17 protein-coding genes and 5 pseudogenes are annotated in these 14,839 nt (G+C 60.7%); 11 read left to right on the forward strand and 11 right to left on the reverse strand.

Translation table 11 applies throughout. The features are described from left to right. Positions 1 to 777: 777 nt before the first annotated feature. From V5B40_RS09295 to V5B40_RS09315, 5 genes and pseudogenes are all read left to right on the forward strand, one after another. Positions 778 to 846 (forward strand): annotated as a pseudogene (locus V5B40_RS09295) (DUF6431 domain-containing protein); the annotation flags it as partial. A gap of 24 nt (positions 847 to 870) precedes the next feature. Further along, entirely contained in the window at positions 871 to 1,134 is a 264-nt protein-coding gene (locus V5B40_RS09300) for a hypothetical protein (RefSeq protein WP_332354234.1), read from the forward strand. 129 nt (positions 1,135 to 1,263) lie between these two features. Continuing rightward, positions 1,264 to 2,592 (forward strand): DDE-type integrase/transposase/recombinase, encoded by a 1,329-nt coding sequence (locus V5B40_RS09305; protein ID WP_332354233.1) that lies wholly within the window; start codon positions 1,264 to 1,266, stop codon positions 2,590 to 2,592. Between the two features lies 1 nt (position 2,593). Next, complete coding sequence (locus V5B40_RS09310; RefSeq protein WP_332353730.1) at positions 2,594 to 3,388, forward strand: ExeA family protein; 795 nt, start codon at positions 2,594 to 2,596, stop codon at positions 3,386 to 3,388. Then, on the forward strand, positions 3,385 to 3,585 hold the full coding sequence (locus V5B40_RS09315) for a hypothetical protein (protein WP_332353729.1): 201 nt from the start codon (positions 3,385 to 3,387) through the stop codon (positions 3,583 to 3,585). The genes V5B40_RS09310 and V5B40_RS09315 overlap by 4 nt, the downstream gene beginning before the upstream one ends. A 172-nt stretch (positions 3,586 to 3,757) precedes the next feature. On the opposite strand, the gene V5B40_RS09320 is transcribed toward V5B40_RS09315, so the two are convergent. From V5B40_RS09320 to V5B40_RS09330, 3 genes are read right to left on the reverse strand one after another with little or no spacing between them, the layout of a single operon-like run. Further along, positions 3,758 to 3,985: a hypothetical protein gene (locus tag V5B40_RS09320; protein WP_332354254.1), complete on the reverse strand. Its 228-nt coding sequence runs from the start codon at positions 3,983 to 3,985 to the stop codon at positions 3,758 to 3,760. Between the two features lie 38 nt (positions 3,986 to 4,023). Beyond that, positions 4,024 to 5,049 carry a lipase family protein gene (locus V5B40_RS09325; RefSeq protein WP_332354255.1) on the reverse strand — a complete coding sequence of 342 codons (1,026 nt, stop codon included), beginning with the start codon at positions 5,047 to 5,049 and terminating at the stop codon, positions 4,024 to 4,026. Between the two features lie 12 nt (positions 5,050 to 5,061). Next, complete coding sequence (locus V5B40_RS09330; protein ID WP_332354256.1) at positions 5,062 to 5,286, reverse strand: hypothetical protein; 225 nt, start codon at positions 5,284 to 5,286, stop codon at positions 5,062 to 5,064. A gap of 193 nt (positions 5,287 to 5,479) precedes the next feature. On the opposite strand from V5B40_RS09330, the gene V5B40_RS09335 reads away from it, so the two are divergent. Beyond that, positions 5,480 to 7,006: a sulfatase-like hydrolase/transferase gene (locus tag V5B40_RS09335; protein WP_332354257.1), complete on the forward strand. Its 1,527-nt coding sequence runs from the start codon at positions 5,480 to 5,482 to the stop codon at positions 7,004 to 7,006. 189 nt (positions 7,007 to 7,195) lie between these two features. On the opposite strand, the pseudogene V5B40_RS09340 reads toward V5B40_RS09335, so the two are convergent. Then, positions 7,196 to 7,306, reverse strand: a pseudogene (locus V5B40_RS09340) (recombinase family protein); the annotation flags it as partial. Positions 7,307 to 7,311: 5 nt separating this feature from the next. Between V5B40_RS09340 and V5B40_RS25230 the strand changes: the two are divergent. The 5 genes and pseudogenes from V5B40_RS25230 to V5B40_RS09360 all read left to right on the forward strand — a co-directional run. Further along, a pseudogene (locus tag V5B40_RS25230) lies at positions 7,312 to 7,452 on the forward strand (hypothetical protein); the annotation flags it as partial. A 193-nt stretch (positions 7,453 to 7,645) separates the two neighbouring features. Beyond that, positions 7,646 to 8,206, forward strand: coding sequence for a conjugal transfer protein TraN (gene traN, locus V5B40_RS09345; protein WP_332354258.1), 561 nt, complete (start codon positions 7,646 to 7,648; stop codon positions 8,204 to 8,206). Positions 8,207 to 8,285: 79 nt separating this feature from the next. Then, positions 8,286 to 8,699, forward strand: a complete 414-nt coding sequence (locus V5B40_RS09350; protein WP_332354259.1) for a hypothetical protein — start codon at positions 8,286 to 8,288, stop codon at positions 8,697 to 8,699. Positions 8,700 to 8,744: 45 nt separating this feature from the next. Next, entirely contained in the window at positions 8,745 to 9,041 is a 297-nt protein-coding gene (locus tag V5B40_RS09355; RefSeq protein ID WP_332354260.1) for an HU family DNA-binding protein, read from the forward strand. Between the two features lie 384 nt (positions 9,042 to 9,425). Further along, entirely contained in the window at positions 9,426 to 9,650 is a 225-nt protein-coding gene (locus V5B40_RS09360) for a helix-turn-helix transcriptional regulator (protein WP_332354261.1), read from the forward strand. A 372-nt stretch (positions 9,651 to 10,022) separates the two neighbouring features. On the opposite strand, the pseudogene V5B40_RS09365 reads toward V5B40_RS09360, so the two are convergent. The 7 genes and pseudogenes from V5B40_RS09365 to V5B40_RS09395 all read right to left on the reverse strand — a co-directional run bounded on the left by V5B40_RS09365 (position 10,023) and on the right by V5B40_RS09395 (position 14,770). Next, positions 10,023 to 10,980: pseudogene (locus V5B40_RS09365) on the reverse strand (IS1595 family transposase). 192 nt (positions 10,981 to 11,172) lie between these two features. Then, entirely contained in the window at positions 11,173 to 11,436 is a 264-nt protein-coding gene (locus V5B40_RS09370) for a transposase (protein WP_332354540.1), read from the reverse strand. Positions 11,437 to 12,176: 740 nt separating this feature from the next. Further along, positions 12,177 to 13,284, reverse strand: a pseudogene (locus V5B40_RS09375) (IS91 family transposase). Then, positions 13,281 to 13,421, reverse strand: a complete 141-nt coding sequence (locus V5B40_RS09380) for a hypothetical protein (RefSeq protein ID WP_434735846.1) — start codon at positions 13,419 to 13,421, stop codon at positions 13,281 to 13,283. The pseudogene V5B40_RS09375 and the gene V5B40_RS09380 overlap by 4 nt, the downstream one beginning before the upstream one ends. After that, complete coding sequence (locus tag V5B40_RS09385; protein WP_332353823.1) at positions 13,364 to 14,197, reverse strand: tyrosine-type recombinase/integrase; 834 nt, start codon at positions 14,195 to 14,197, stop codon at positions 13,364 to 13,366. Before V5B40_RS09385 ends, V5B40_RS09380 begins: the two co-directional genes overlap by 58 nt. Further along, complete coding sequence (locus V5B40_RS09390; RefSeq protein ID WP_332354262.1) at positions 14,128 to 14,559, reverse strand: DUF2442 domain-containing protein; 432 nt, start codon at positions 14,557 to 14,559, stop codon at positions 14,128 to 14,130. Before V5B40_RS09390 ends, V5B40_RS09385 begins: the two co-directional genes overlap by 70 nt. Then, the gene (locus V5B40_RS09395) at positions 14,531 to 14,770 is read right to left on the reverse strand and encodes a DUF4160 domain-containing protein (protein ID WP_332354263.1); all 240 of its coding nucleotides are present in this window, start codon (positions 14,768 to 14,770) and stop codon (positions 14,531 to 14,533) included. Before V5B40_RS09395 ends, V5B40_RS09390 begins: the two co-directional genes overlap by 29 nt. Positions 14,771 to 14,839 lie beyond the last annotated feature (69 nt).

Genomic DNA, 14,839 nt, shown 5'->3' on the forward strand with positions numbered 1-14,839 from the left:
AAGGGTATATGAGCCTCCATCACGGGGCGTCAATCTCGAATTTCGCGCCGGTGGCCCGTGAAAAGTCATCTGAATCCCGCCCCGCTCAGTGCCTGTGGTAATCCGCCCGGCCGGGCGGATTACCACAGGAACGAATCCTCCCACGAGGGGCGATGAGAACTCGTCTTGCTTCAGTCTGGACCTTTGCGCATGGCTACTTCCATCCAGCACCTACGAGGCAATGCGCTGATGCCACGGCACTGCCCCCGCGGGCATGCGCAAGCAGCGCGCGCAGCCGCGGCGCGAGCGCACGGCTGCGGGCTCGGCGAGGGTATCGTGTCACGCCTCGCGCTGCGACTCGGGCAGCGAGAGCGCCGCATCGAGCAGCGTTCGCAGGCGTGCCCAATGCGCACAGGGTCGAGGTCGAAGCTCGGGTTCATCGGTGGTGTTACGTCCGCCGCTCTCCAGTAACTGACGGCGTCGCCTATCCCATGAACGGCGAGAGCGAAGGAAGGCGTGCTGCCTGAACGAGGCTGGGACGACGTGAACGAAAGATGGGCCGGGACACCTCTGTTATCGTGGGAAGTTATCAAGACAACCGAGATAGAAGAGAGCCCAGCCCATGCAGCGAATTGTAGCCGGCATCGACACGATCGAGCGGCATCTTGAGGCCGTCAGGCAAACCCCGAAGTGTATCGGCCGCCGTGCTGCCCGCATTGCGGGCTCAAGATCCTCTGACCACACGGGCACTATGAGCGCAAGGCCGACCGCCGAGCCGGGCAGGTTTCCCTCAACCCGATACCGATCTGCCGCTACCGTTGCTCTGGTTGTCGGCGCACCTGTTCACGTCTGCCGGCGTGCATCGCACCGCGCCGCTGGTATGACTGGTCGGTGCAGCAAGCCCACCTCGAACGGCAGTTGAGCGAACGCTCCGATCAGCGCCGTGCACTCGGCAGCCTGCCGGACCGGCGTACCGCCGGTCGCTGGTGGGACTGGCTACAGAAGAGCAGCCTGCTGTTCGAGTTTCACCTGCGCGCCCGCTGTGCCGAACTCGGGCGGGCCGCCGACTTCGGCGCTTTCTGGCGTCGGGTATTCGAATCCATGGGCCTGGTGCAAGCCATGACCCTCCTTGATCAAGAGCTGAACATCCCGTGATGTCCTGATCCTGAACGAGCGGCGGACAGGGCAGACCCCGCCCGGGCGGGGTCCCCACACAGTTTGCTCCTGTCATTATCCGGGTCCTTCTGGTTTGATCACCTCTCCGATTTATCACAAGGAGTGGTCATGAACCCGATTGATCCGAAAGCCCTGTTTCGCCTGTTCGTCCTGGGTCCGCTGATTAGCCGCGAGCGGCTGGAGCGGGGAGAACTGCAACAGATTCTGCGCGAGCTGGCCAGCCGCGAATACGCCATTCCCGGCACCCGTCGGCGGCATCTGAGCGAGAAGACGATTCAGGCCTGGTACTACGCCTGGCGCCTCCACAAGCTCGATGGGCTGACGCCCAAGGTACGCGCCGACCGCGGGCAATCGAAGCTCTCCGCCGCCACCCAGGCCGCCATTCTTGCCGCCAAGCGCGACAACCCGCGGCGCTCGCTGTGCCAGATTCGCCAATTGCTCGAAGCGGCCGGCACCGTCGCCCGTGGCGGCCTCGCCCGCTCGACCATTCACCGTCTGCTGCAGCAGCACGGTCTGTCACGAATCAGCGGCTCGGCCAGCCTGCCGGAAGAGAAACGCAGCTTTGTCGCCGCGACCGCGGGGGCGATCTGGTATGGCGACGTGATGCACGGCCCACGCGTCCCGATCGGCGGCAAACTCGCCAAGAGCTATCTCGTCTCACTGTTCGACGACGCTTCCCGGTTGCTCACGCACAGCGCCTTCTGCCCTGGCGAGACCGCTCTGGACATCGAAGGCGTGCTCAAGCAGGCGGTGCTCAGGCGCGGCATTCCGCTCAAGTTGGTCGTTGATAATGGCGCCGCCTATCGCGCCGAAACTTTGCAGGGGATCTGCGCCCGGCTGGGCATCCATCTCATTCACTGCCGGCCGTACGCGCCCGAGGGCAAGGGCAAATTGGAGCGCTGGCACCGTACCTGCCGCGATCAGTTTCTCAGCGAACTCGACGAGCGCCATATCGCCAGCCTGGACGATCTCAACGCGCGTTTGTGGGCTTGGCTCGAGCAGGTTTATCACCGCCGCCCGCATGCCAGTCTGGACGGCATCAGCCCTTTGGCACGTTACCAGCAGGACCTGTCCAGGATTCGCCCGCTCGGGCCGTTGGCGGCGAAGCTCGATCTCTTGTTCCGGCATCGCGTCAGCCGTCTGGTGCGCAAGGATGGCACGGTGTCGTATCACGGCAAACGCTTCGAGGTGCCGTTCGAGCTCTCCGGTCAAACGGTGTCTCTGGTGGTCGATCCGCATACCGAGGTAGTGATCGGCGTCGAGGACGAGGAAGGGAAAGCGATCGGCGCGGCGACGCCGCTCGATGCACTGGCCAACGCCACACGTCGGCGACGCCAGCCGGACCCGGCGAACACTGACCCAGCGCCCCCGACGAAGAGCGGCCCGAATCTGATCGAGCTGATCTATCAGCAATATTACGACTGCAAGGGGGAGTGAAATGGACTTGCAACACTTTGGTTTGCGGCATTCGCCGCTGGGCAAGGAAGCGGCCGAGTTGTGGGATGACGGTGCGCTGGGGCTGTTGGCGGAGCGCTTCGCCTGGTTGTTGCACTCGCCCGGAGTCGGCCTGATCACCGGCGAACCGGGAGTGGGCAAGACGGCCGCCTTGCGCCAGCTGACCCGCGGCCTGAATCCGCATCGCCACCTGGTGATCTATCAGGCGGAGACGGATTTCGGGCGGCTCGATATCTATCGCGGTCTGGCGCGCGCTCTGGGAGTGGAAGCGGGCTATCGGCGGGCGCAGCTGTGGCGCGATCTGAAGGAGCGCATCCTGCAACTGGTCGATGGCCGCCAGTTGGTGCCGGTATGGATCATCGACGAGGCGCAGAATCTGCCGCTGGAGTTCTTCCGCGATTTGCCGGCCTTTCTCAACTTCGCTTTTGATACACGCGATGTGATGTCGGTCTGGTTGATCGGCCATCCGGCACTGGCGCAAACACTGGAGCGGGCGCCGTATGCGGCGCTGGCCGGGCGCGTTCAGGTACGCGTGCAGCTCAAACCGGTGCTCGAACGCGAGCGCTTTGCGCAACTGATCCAGCACAGCCTGAAGAGCGCCGGTTGCACGCATACGCTGCTCAGCGATTCGGGTCTGGAGATCTTGCGGCAGGCCAGCAAGGGGCTACCGCGGCACGCCGGGAGAATTCTGCGCACGGCGATGCGCCTGGCGGTACCACGCGGCCTCAATCATCTGCCGGACGATCTCTTGCAGTTGGCGATCGAGGAATTGCGATGAGCCGCCGCTCTGCTCTCCCGTTGTTCCCCGATGGGCTCTCCGATGAAAGCGCGGCAGTGCTCAGTGAATTCCTTAACCAGCTCGCCGTCGCATGCGAAAGCCGTTACTTCGTACAGCTGCGCCGCTACCACCAGCGGCAGATGAATCTGTACGATCCCGAAGCCCCCTGGCGGACCACGCCGCTGCCGCCTCGGTAGCGCCTTCATCCCACGCTGCCGCCGGGATAGATGTTCCCGTCGCAGCGTGGGACTCGGCCAGCGTTTCAACCTCGAAAAGCTTGGGCCGAGGGCTCTAAATCAGCGCAGGACGTAACAGGTGGCACCGCCGCGGCACTATCGCGCTGCAGGGCGCGAGCCGTCCACCCCGAACTCAAGTCTCGACGGTCAGAAGGCTCACCCCGCGCCCGTCGGAGTCGGTCTTCACGGTGATCTCGAAGTTGTTCGCGGTGGCGAGGAACACCGCCGAGGCCATCGCGTTGTAGTTCTTCTCGATCGTTGAGACCGACATCGAAGCCGGGTCGCTGCCGAGATAGAAGATGAGGCTGGCGTCGTTGACGGACAGCTTGGCGACGCGGCCGGTGACGACTCGTATAGTCATGGCGTGCTCCTTCGGTGGTGGTGGGGGAACGAAAAGGCTCAGGCGGGCGCGCCGCTGAACATCATCTGCAGCACGCCGTCGATGCGGCCGTCGCGCGGCGCCGCCGCGATCGCCACTTCGGCCTCGCGGCGGTCGTGGCGCACCGCGTAAAGGGCGTTGCGGTAGCGCGCAAAGTTGTGGTCAAGGAAGTTCAGCGCCAACTGAATTGCCGGCCAGCGTTCGTGCAGCACGTAGTCGGCGTCGATGTAGAACACGTCACCCGGGGTGCGGTATTGCTGAGCGAACTGCGGAACTACCGGCCGGCCGAGGCCGAGCTGCACGCTGCCGATGTCGATCTTGACCGCATGGGTGAAGGTTAGCGGCAGGTTCGGCCCGATCGGCGGAACGTGCACCGTCGGGTCGCTGCGAAAGCCGATGCTGCATGCGCTCTTCGCGCGCTCGTCGAGCAGCTTGTTCAGCGAAGCGTCGCCGGTGCGTGGCGCGGCGATCGACACCAGATGCACGTCGGTCGAGCGCAGCGCATCGGCGATGTCGAGCGCAGCCAGAACCGCCAGCGCGCCGCCGAGCGAGAAGCCGGTGACGTAGACCGCCCGCGCCTTGCCGCCGCGGTCGGCCTGCCGCGCGACCTCGGTGAGCAGCCGGCTGCGCAGCGGATCGTAGGCATGCCAGAAGCCCGAGTGCACCCAGCGCCGGTCGCCTGTGGAACCCGGTGCGGGCGGATAGTGGACTCGTGTGCTTTGCAGGTCAGTCAGGAACCAGTCCTTGAAAGCCCCCTCGTTGCCGAACAGCCGGGTCTCCGAACTACGGAAGGCGACGACCACGTCGCCGGCGTCGGTGCGCGCGACGAAACACTCGGTGTCGGCGCGCCCGGTGTTCGCGACCAACCCCTTGGGCGCGCGGATCGGGGAGCCCCTCACGCGAACCGGCTTCGCCGGGTTTCCTGTCCTCAGGTTCAGAAAGGTGGAAGTCGGCTCGGCAAGCGTGTCGAACTGCGCGCCGCGGAACCTCTCAGCCAAGTCGCACAGGCACAGCATCTCGAGAGCGAGGTCGACGTTCAGGCCCATGGTGGTTCTCCTTCAAAGGATAGGAAATCCAACGGTACCATCAAGCGTATATGAGCTTTCGGTTTCGCGCTCGAAGAATTTCCCGGCATCCTTGAGCAGCACGGCCCGCTCGGACAGGTAGCGGCCAAACGCGCCATCTGGAAACATTGAGGTCAGGCACCCATTGCAGATAATCCGGTCAAACCTCTTGAGAACACCCAGGGTTGACTCTTGGTGCTTATTGAGAAAACGGTCCATGTCGCCTCCCTTGCCGTGCGGTGGTCTACCTTCTACGTGTGGTTGACGATATTGTCCTCGCAAATTAAGTCCGGCGGTATCAGGGGCGACATCCCTTTTTGGTTGCGGCCAACGGTCGCGCTACGTATCACGAGCACGGCGCCACTCCGGTTCTCTCGCAGCTTATCGCGTTACTTTTAAGGAGCACATAGCGATGTCAACCAACTCAGCCACACCGAACATTCTGCTCTGCATTGCCGACGACCTCGGCGAAGCCAACGTCACGATAGCCGGCAGCGGCGCCACGCGCACGATCGAAGTGCATAACGTCGACAACAGCGGGACAGACATTGTCGGTGCCATGCCCAACACCAGTCTGCTGCTACGCAACGGCTTGTATTTTTCCGGCGCGTGGGCGCAACCGGCGTGCTCGCCGACGCGCGCATCGATTTATACCGGACTGCACCCTTGGAAACACGGCGTCGGCAGTCCGATGGGTAATCCGGTACTGGATTCTAGTGCCGGGCTTACAACCCTGCCGAATCTTCTGCCTAACAGTTATGTGTCGGGCCTGTTTGGCAAATGGCACCTTGGCGGCGTGAGCGACGCGGCAACGCCAACAGACCATGGATGGGGTCGCCATATCGGCACGCTGGGTGGCGTACTGCCCGATTACTACGTTTGGTCGGTTGTCGATTCGGCTACCGGCTACACGCCGGTGGCGCTGGATGCGAATGTAGACGTCACGCAGTACGCCACGCTGCGCACCGCGCGGGACGCGACAGAGTGGATCAATGCGAATGCCGCAGACCCGTGGTTTGCCACGATCGCCTTCAACACGCCGCACGATCCGTTCCACGTACCGCCCGGGGGATACGATGCGGCAACGGCAGGCAATCCCGCTGACGACGACTACCTGTTTAACTTGATGGTGCAGAACATGGACGGCAACATCGGCCGCTTGATCGGGACTTCGGGCCAGCCGGGCGGACTGCGCTATTTCCCGCCGATTGCTGCGGATCAGTTGTCGAACACGATTATTATTTTCATCGGCGACAACGGCACTCCGGCCGGCGTTTCGCTGGAAGAACACAAGACAGAAATCTACGAAGGCGGCGTACGTGTGCCGATGATCATCACCGACGGCCAGGCGCTGATGAATGAAATCAACGAACAGGCGATCAGTCCGCGCTTCCTGCATGCCTCGCGCGTGAATGCGACAGCATCACAGATGATCCATGTGACCGATCTCTACGCCACCATCGTGCGCCTGACCGACCCGGCGGCCAATACCTTCCCGAGCGACATGGACGCCAAGGATTTTAGCGGCGTCGTCAAAAATCCCATAATCATCCGTCCGGCGATCAAGCCACCAGTCATCCGGCCCGGCGGCATTCCAACTAGGCCACCGGTGATCGTGCCGCCGATCCTCAATATCGTGCGCGCCTTCAACTTTTCGCAGTGGTACACCAACAGCGGCAACCGGGCCACGATTCGCAACGCGGCTTATAAATTGAATTTCGATGAGACCATGAATCCCCAGTACAGCCTGTACCAATACGTGAGTGGAGAAATTCCCGATCTGGAATATCCGAACATTGTCGACGCATCCGTGGATGTCTTTAACGACGCGCTCAATGGAACCAACGCCGACGCACAGACCAACCTTAACCTGCTGCTGGATGAACTGATCGCGAACTATCAGCAGGATGAGACCACGCCGTTCCCCGATCCGCGCTGAGCGGACGGGCAAGTGTAGAGGCAAGTGTAGTAGTCAAGTTATTTGGGTCGCCCAATAGACGAGAGTAGACCTAATTACGGAGAGGTTTACAGGCCTTTGGCATAACCATATAAAGGTTAACGATTTTTCTCTGCCCGCCTATGACAATGGGGATTATGTCGTCCGAGTGCGGAGGCCCTACTTTCACCCACGGGTATGCTCTATCGTCAGGTCACGTTCCATTTCTGCCAGGCGGGCCATGACGTGGACGAAGAAACGAACTGAAGAAGTGCTGGTGTCGATGGCATCGGTAAGACTATTGGCCGCTACCGCACCTCTCGCCGCTGGGCTGGGAGCACATCAACCTGACCGGCGACTATCTGTGGCGGCAGAACAAGCAGGTCGAGCAGGGCAAATTCCGGCCGCTATGTATACGGCGAGGCTTAACGGTAGTGCCGGTGTCTTAGCGTGCGATTCTTCCGTTTCCTGAGCTGAGCCCCATCACAAGGCAGAAGCAAGCGCCGTCTTGATACGTTTCAGGCCTTCGTCAACGCTGTCCGCCGATTTGATAGCTTCGGGATCGGTGAAACGTTTCTCGGTTATCCAATAGCAGAAGGACGCCTGCGTGAGCCTTGTCCACCGTGCAGCCCTGAAGCATGAATGCTGCAGCCCGGTATTTTCAAGGCCTGGGGGTGCGTCGCAAGAAAAAACCTTCGCGCAAGACGGCTAGACAGCCGGGCGGACTTCTGGCAGGATAGGTGGAGCGTAATCAAATTTCTTCCCTACTCGCTGGCCGTGGCGGTGGCCCTCGAACTGCTCTCGGACCTGCTTTCGTGCGACCAGACCGAGCAACTGCTGGCGATGCACCGCGATGCCAATCTCTGTGTCGCGGTGCGGTCCTTCAGCTCGGCCCGGGTGCCGATCATCAGGACGTGCATCGAGCAGACCCAGTCGTATTGCTGTTTCAACTCTCGCCTGGCCCGATTGATCAATGAACAGGGCAGGGCGCAGGTCGGCAAAGGCTGGGGCAGCGGCAAGCATCCAGACTGTTCCGGATTCACCCCCGAAGAATTCGAACGGCTCGATTTTTCGCGCATCGACCTGGGTGAGTTCATCGCGGAAGTCACGGCCAGCGTGCGCGTACCCACTGCGTCGTCGATCAGGCAGAACGTCCGGCGCACCGTCGAGCAGCGCGTCAATAGCTACTACAACCGGCGATGACTGAGCACGTTTTTCTGTCCGGGCGAGGCAGCGATGCCCTCGGACAGTTGGATGGCGTGGCTACTCTCGGGGAGAGGGAATGAAAGCAGCTCCGAAAGCTCTTGCAATGGCGGTGTGCATCGTGGCTCTGCTGGGCGGCAGAGATGTTCTTGTCGCTGACCTGAAGCAGGTTCTGATCGCAGCGATCGATGCGCCCGATGGGCGATCCGATGGCGATATAAGTGGGCGGATGGCGGAGTTTTTGAAGGGGCAGACGCGCTCGTCTGCGCCGGTGCGGGTTCAGGTCAGAACATTGAGGAAGTTTGCCGAAGCCGGTTGTGCTCGCCTGGAGGCGACGCTGATCCAGGACGACGTGCCGACGAAGGATGGCAAGCGGGTCCCATTTGCCGTTCGCTATGAACTCAATCTGTGCCGTGACGGGCAGCCACCGAGTGAAGGGATCGATCTCGATGCGGCGTCGCGGGCGCTGTCGGGTGAGTCGCGCCGGCAATGATGAGAGAATCGGGCCGTCACTGACCAACAAACGGAGAGTAACTCGATGACCAAGTCTGAACTGATTGAAGCGCTGGCGAGCAAAGCTGATCTGTCCAAGGTGGCCGCGGGCCGTGCCGTCGATGTTCTGCTTGAAGAAATCGTGGCAGCCGTCGCCAACGGCGAATCGGTGACGCTGGTGGGCTTTGGCTCTTTCAAAGCGGCACCGCGCGCGGCTCGCGAAGGCAAGAACCCGAAAACTGGCGAGAAGCTCAGCATTGCCGCCACGACGGTGCCCAAGTTTTCTGCGGGTGCCGTATTCAAGCAAGCAGTGGCCGGCAAGGGCGAAGCCAATAACGGCTAGACGGTTCGCGTGTCACCGTGGCCAGCTGATGTGCGGAAGAAATGATCAGCGAGCGTCGCGGTCTTTGCATTGAGAGTGAGTTCTAGGCGACGTCAGACGCTGACGTGTCGTTGGCTTTACGGATCGATTGCCGACCTCGCTTGGCGCCATCAAATGACGCTGGCTGCGAGTAGTCGGCAACGACGCTGCTGCTCGATCGACCGCATCCCTCGTAGCGTAATTGCCCTCCACAATTCACTACCAGCGTCCTGGACGTGCGAAATGCGCTCGAAAAGTTCGCATTTCAGCACCGTGATCCTCTCGTCGCCGTACTAAAGTCGACTCATGGAATCGACGCTTGGCGCGGATGAATCCGGTCTGTCCGATGAAACGTGAGGTGATGCTATGAATCAACGGTTGATACGTCTTCCCCAAGTCAAGTCCATGGTGGGGCTTGGCCGATCGTCAATCTACGACAAGATCAAAAGGGGCGAATTTCCGAAACAGATCAAGCTCGGGCGCTCGTCGGGATGGGTCGAGGCTGAGGTGCAGTTGTGGATTAGCGAACAGATCCAGGCGAGTCGGTTGGAGCCGGTGACCTGTCGCCCGAACAATCGGGCGATGTGCTAGCACTGCCCTCCAGCGGAGGGTGCTGTTGCCGGCTTAGGTGAACGCGGCTGATCTGATCTGCCCATCAACCAAAACTCGCTGCAGCGGTATACCGAGATCCGCGTGTGCTCTGCGCTGACGTAGAAGTTGTGCATGTACCACGAGACTCCGGGCTAGTTTGCACGGCACTTGCGGCACGGATAAGGAAGTGGCCTACTCTGGGCCGTCCGTGTTGTCAGAAATCAACCCAGAGCAACTTGCTCGCGTTGATCAGATGGCCTCCTCCGCAAGACGCGGGCAGCGTTGGTTCGATGGGGGCATGTTTGGGGGCATGCACAAGAGCTAATATAAGAAAGTATAATTAAAACAAGGCTCATTATGGGTTTCGGGTTGTTAGCTGAGGAGCAACCCCAAGAGGGATTCGAGAAGTCGCTTTCCGCGATTTTTGGCGTTGTGAACGAACTCGAAGAAGCCGAGGTAGAGAGGAAGACTTTCCTGGGAGATGCCGCGGTGAGGCCGCAGCCAGGAGCGCAGCAAGGACCAGAAGCCCTCGATGGTGTTGACGTGAACCTCATGGAAGCCGTCGCCGTCTTCATCGCGGGCGTACTCGCGGGCGCTGTGGCAGACGGTCTTGTGATTGTAGCCCCACTCAGGCAGACGGCCGTAGATGTCATACTCGTCGGTCAGCACTAGGGTGCCCGGCGCGATGGTGGCCTGGATCAGCGGTTGTATCATGACTTGGCGGACGTTTTCGAGCATGCGGATGACGACTTGACCGCCGCGCTGGATCATGCCGAAAACCGGAGGCTTCTCCTTGGCAAGCGTGCCGCGACCGCGAGCCCCCTTCAGGCGGTTTCTGCGGCCCTTACGGTGTTTTTTTTACTGCCAAAGGATGTCCCTTGTGCCCCGCCACCACATAGACCTCGTCACACTCAACGGTTCCCTGGAGCGCTGGGGCGGGCTTGCGACTGACTACCCCTTCTCGAAGTTGGGTCGCCATCTTCTGAACGTCGTCCTTGTTGAGGCCCAGTTCCTTGCCGATTTGCGTGTTCGACAGGTTCAACCCCATGAAATACAAACACAAGATCCAAGTGCGCAAGGGTAGGTGATGCCCTTCGAAGATCGTGTCGGTTAAGTCGTCAAAGTACCTTTCACAGGACTTACAGCGGTACCTCTGGCGATGTTCCTGGGTCTCATCGCGACCAAACTTGATAACGTGCTCGTCCGCACAATGCGGACAGCGAACACCCTCTGGCCAGCGCAGGTCCCGAACGACTTCGAAGCACTTGGCATCGTTGATAAGGTCCTGGATTTTAACCAGCCCAGTGCTGGCAGTGTGCGTCGTGTACATGCCCCTTTCTCCTAGGTGTTCCTTCCCAGGAGAGCATACGGAATTCCTTGGGCGTTGTCTAGTGCGCCTCTAACGTCGCTTTCGTTGCGCACCAACCTGGAATCCATAATGAGCCTAAAAAATTAGGCATTTAATCGACCCTGGCCCCTTTCTTCTGCTTTCTTCTCTGGCCCCTTTCTTCCTACTTTCTTCCTAAATCATCAGCCGAGGGACAGCCTCGGATTCCGGCGCAGACAGCAAGCCGTGCACGTGCTTGGTCATCTGGACGTAGCCGTGCAGCGCGCAACCGGTGGCTTGGCACGCCTCGCCCAGCCATTCGCGGTAGGCGAGGTAGTCTTCCTCAGCGAAGAAGCAGGCGTCGCGCTTATATCCCCGCTGAACGACGTGCAGGGGAAAACCTGGGAGATGAATGCGGGGACGACGGGCATGTCGTTGAGGATGGCAGGCTCTTCCAATTAAATCGAGCCTGGGCCCTTATATTGCTATTCGACCCTGGCCCCTTTAATTGCTGCTTTAATTGCTTTAGGCTATTGACTTGCATTTAATTCGACCCTGGCCCCTTTAATTCTTTAATTGCACTTTAATTGCAGAAAGATAGCTCACGATGGAGGTTTCAACGCAGACCGATGGCAGTGGATTTTCCATACTTACACCTTAAAAACCGTAGTCTGTTGTTCCGCCTTTGCCGTCTCGCCAGTACCGACTTTTAGGAAAATCGACCCTGGCTCCTTTTAATCCTTCTTTTAATCCTTTCACTTCGGGGTCAGGTCTTTCCATTTGCCTCTGATAAAGTGTGCCCACGACTTCGAGTCTAAGTGGCCTAGTCATCGGGGAAGCACTTGTAGTCAGCTCCAGGACGCACCGCTTGCAGCGCGTCTCGCTGGAACGAAGGGCTAGCCTAACGAATAAGGATAGATCGTGCGCAGCCACGATCTGATCCGTTTGTTGGACGAGCCCGGGCCGGAGGGCTGAGCGCCCCTTCTGCAAATATCTTTTTTGGATTTACCACGCAGGCATAAACGCCGGAGGGCCGGGAGCGAGAAGTCCCGGCGCGCTGCTGGACAGGCAACGAAGATCTTGCGAATCCGGCCGTTTTGGCGTCCCGGCCACCGAACTCCGGGCGACCGCATCAATCAGCTTGGGGAAACTGAAGTCCCGAACGCGGCCAGATAGCGCTGTGAAGGCGGATTACATGATCAGATGGCGACCGCAACGACCGGTGGCACAGCAACGACACCGGACGACGTCGATCGAATCCGCGTCCTGACGATCACCATCACGGCGCCACAGCACGAGCAAAGCATCGCTGGCCGCTCCTTGCGCGGTGGCGTGAAGCGGCTGGGATCGAACTTCAGCAAGAGATGCAGCAAGCCGATCAGGCGCTTGCAATTGGCGTGCAGGAAGCCGAAATTGCGCGCGCGGCGAAAGCCTTTGGGCAAGCACGTGCTGGAGAATCAGCCAGAGGAAATCAGCACCGGTGAGCGAGCGCTTTTCCGACTTGCCGGTTTTCGCGTTGCGATAGCGGAAGCTCACCCGGCCATTCTCGCAGGCAAGGATGTCCTGTTCACGGATGACACCGCGGTAGAGGTAGCGACCGAGGTAGATCAGCGCCTTCTCGCCGCTGCCCACCGATTGGCAGTGCGCCACCCATTCCCGCGGATAGCACGCCGGCAAGCAAATGCCGGCCGCCTCGATCGCCGCCAGCATTTTTGCCCGGAACACCTTGGCCATCGCCTTCTCGTTGAACAGATAGACGCCGTTCTTGCCGCGCCGCTTGCGTCGCCAGCGCTGCTTCGCTGCATCGAGCGCCGCCGCAGGGACGACGAGATGGACATGCGGGTGGAAGTCGAGCCGGCGCGAGTGCGTGTGCAGGACCGCGATCGCCCCCGGCGTGCCTTGTAACTGCCGGTCGTTCTGGCTAAAGCGGTGCACCGTTTCCCAGGCACAGCGCATCAACAAATCGAAGACGACGTCGGCGTGCGCTGCAGCGAGCCCACGCAATTCAGCCGGCAGCGTGAAGGTCAGCAAAAAGTAGTCGGCCGGGACGAGGCGCTGCATCTGACGTTCCAGCCATTGCTGGCTCTCGTGGTGCTGGCAGTGCGGGCAAAGGCGATGGCCGCAGGAATGCGGAACGAGTTTTTGGTGATCGCAGCCTTCGCACTGGACCTGCATCATCGGGCTGGCCGGGCTGCGGCAATCGCGCATCGCCGAGAGCGCCCGAAGCTGCTCGAAGCTCAGCCGGTGGCGAAATTGCGTCATGAAGTCCGCTTCGAACTGGGCGATGACAGAGCCGAAGCGGATCATCGCGGCGTCCCCTTGCCCACGCGATAGCCGTCCATCAGCGCGTTGATGCGCTCGATGGCGTGATGCCTGGTTTGATCCGTCAGATGGGTGTAGCGAACGGTCGTGAGAATCGAGTGATGGCCGAGAATGCGCTGCACCTCGGTGAGCTCGACGCCGGCCTCGACCAGGTGCGTGGCATAAGCGTGGCGCAAACTGTGTGGCGAAATGTTTTTTTTAGCCCGCAGGATTCGACCACCGCTTTCAGTGCTTTCTGAACGCCGCCGCGGTCGAGCGGCGTCCTGGCCGTGCGTGCTCCCGCCGAGCCGCCGCGGCGATTGGGAAACAGCAGGACGGGATGACGGTGGCGCTGCCAGAAACGGCGCAGGAGTTGGTAGGTGGCCGTCGGCAGCGGCACCAGGCGATCCTTGTTGCCCTTGGCATCGCGGATATGCACACGCCCGCGCGCGCCGTCGATGTCGGCGACCGTCAGCCGCAAGCCTTCGCCCAGGCGCAGGCCGAGACTGTAGAGGGTGAAGAAGAAGACCCGGTAACTGAGCACCTGCGTGGCCAAAAAAATCCGCTCGGTCTCCTCGACCGTGACGATGTCCGGCAGGCGCTGCGAGCGCGGCGGTTTGATCAGACCGGGCGCCACCCAGGGTTTCTTCAGCACGTGCTCGTAGTAGAACTTGAGCCCGTACAGATCGAGCTTGAGCGAACTCCAGGAGTGCGTCTCACGCAGGTCGGCGAAGTAATCCAACAGGTCGGACTCGCTCAGATCGTCGATCTGATGAGCGAAGTAGTCTCCCACCCGGCGCACGGCGCGCGAATACGCCTCGATCGTCTTCGGCTGCAAGCCCTTGAGCGTCAGGTGCTTCTGGTGGAGCTCGTAGTTCGTGTCAAAATTCGTCGTTGCGACAGCGGATATGTCTTCCATCTTGCGGTAACCTCGCATTCATCATGAACATCCCTCGGATGAGGGGCGAGGTGACATCTTGACTTCAACACGACTACAGCGCCGCCGTTTCCTCCGCGTAGCGGCTTCGTCCAACTCGCCGAAAGGAGCGGAAAGCTCTCTGGGTGCCGGATGGACTCGACGGACAGATCCACATCCAGCAGTGGCCAATACAGGTGGTCCTGGCTTGGCCATTCGACGGTGGTCAGTTGCTGGATGGTGGCCTGTCGGAACCAGGGGAACTCGGAGAACGGCAAGAGAAGCTCCTCATCGCCGAGAAGCAGCCAAAAACCGTTTTTCGAGACGTGGGTGACTTCAACCGCCAAAGTGTTTGTGCCAGGCATCGACGATCTCCTCAAGGTGGCGAGCAACGACTCGCTCGGCGTCGGCCAATTCCCGCCCGGACAGCCCCGTGTGCTTGGCAAGTTCCAGGCCGGGTTGTAGCCAGAACTCGGCTTCGCCATGCGGATGGGCCACATGGATGTGCATTCTCGGTTCTTCCCGCGAAAAGAAGAAAAGTTGGTATGGGCCATCGCGGACGACTGTAGGGGCCACGCTGTCTCCTGTTGGTTAGCGTTTGCGTTAAGCACGCGCGCGGGCTTCTCCTTCGCCTCGCTGCCCGCT

It is taken from the genome of Candidatus Accumulibacter meliphilus, assembly GCF_036625345.1.
Lineage (GTDB): Bacteria > Pseudomonadota > Gammaproteobacteria > Burkholderiales > Rhodocyclaceae > Accumulibacter > Accumulibacter meliphilus.

What these genes read in the sequence shown, in the direction of transcription:
- V5B40_RS09315 (WP_332353729.1), top strand. Translation starts at nt 3,385, where the DNA reads ATGAGCCGCCGCTCTGCTCTCCCGTTGTTCCCCGATGGGCTCTCCGAT.
- V5B40_RS09320 (WP_332354254.1), bottom strand. Translation starts at nt 3,985, where the DNA reads ATGACTATACGAGTCGTCACCGGCCGCGTCGCCAAGCTGTCCGTCAAC.
- V5B40_RS09310 (WP_332353730.1), top strand. Translation starts at nt 2,594, where the DNA reads ATGGACTTGCAACACTTTGGTTTGCGGCATTCGCCGCTGGGCAAGGAA.
- V5B40_RS09385 (WP_332353823.1), bottom strand. Translation starts at nt 14,197, where the DNA reads ATGGAAGACATATCCGCTGTCGCAACGACGAATTTTGACACGAACTAC.
- V5B40_RS09390 (WP_332354262.1), bottom strand. Translation starts at nt 14,559, where the DNA reads ATGCCTGGCACAAACACTTTGGCGGTTGAAGTCACCCACGTCTCGAAA.
- V5B40_RS09350 (WP_332354259.1), top strand. Translation starts at nt 8,286, where the DNA reads ATGAAAGCAGCTCCGAAAGCTCTTGCAATGGCGGTGTGCATCGTGGCT.
- V5B40_RS09360 (WP_332354261.1), top strand. Translation starts at nt 9,426, where the DNA reads ATGAATCAACGGTTGATACGTCTTCCCCAAGTCAAGTCCATGGTGGGG.
- V5B40_RS09330 (WP_332354256.1), bottom strand. Translation starts at nt 5,286, where the DNA reads ATGGACCGTTTTCTCAATAAGCACCAAGAGTCAACCCTGGGTGTTCTC.
- traN (WP_332354258.1), top strand. Translation starts at nt 7,646, where the DNA reads ATGCTGCAGCCCGGTATTTTCAAGGCCTGGGGGTGCGTCGCAAGAAAA.
- V5B40_RS09305 (WP_332354233.1), top strand. Translation starts at nt 1,264, where the DNA reads ATGAACCCGATTGATCCGAAAGCCCTGTTTCGCCTGTTCGTCCTGGGT.
- V5B40_RS09335 (WP_332354257.1), top strand. Translation starts at nt 5,480, where the DNA reads ATGTCAACCAACTCAGCCACACCGAACATTCTGCTCTGCATTGCCGAC.
- V5B40_RS09355 (WP_332354260.1), top strand. Translation starts at nt 8,745, where the DNA reads ATGACCAAGTCTGAACTGATTGAAGCGCTGGCGAGCAAAGCTGATCTG.
- V5B40_RS09325 (WP_332354255.1), bottom strand. Translation starts at nt 5,049, where the DNA reads ATGGGCCTGAACGTCGACCTCGCTCTCGAGATGCTGTGCCTGTGCGAC.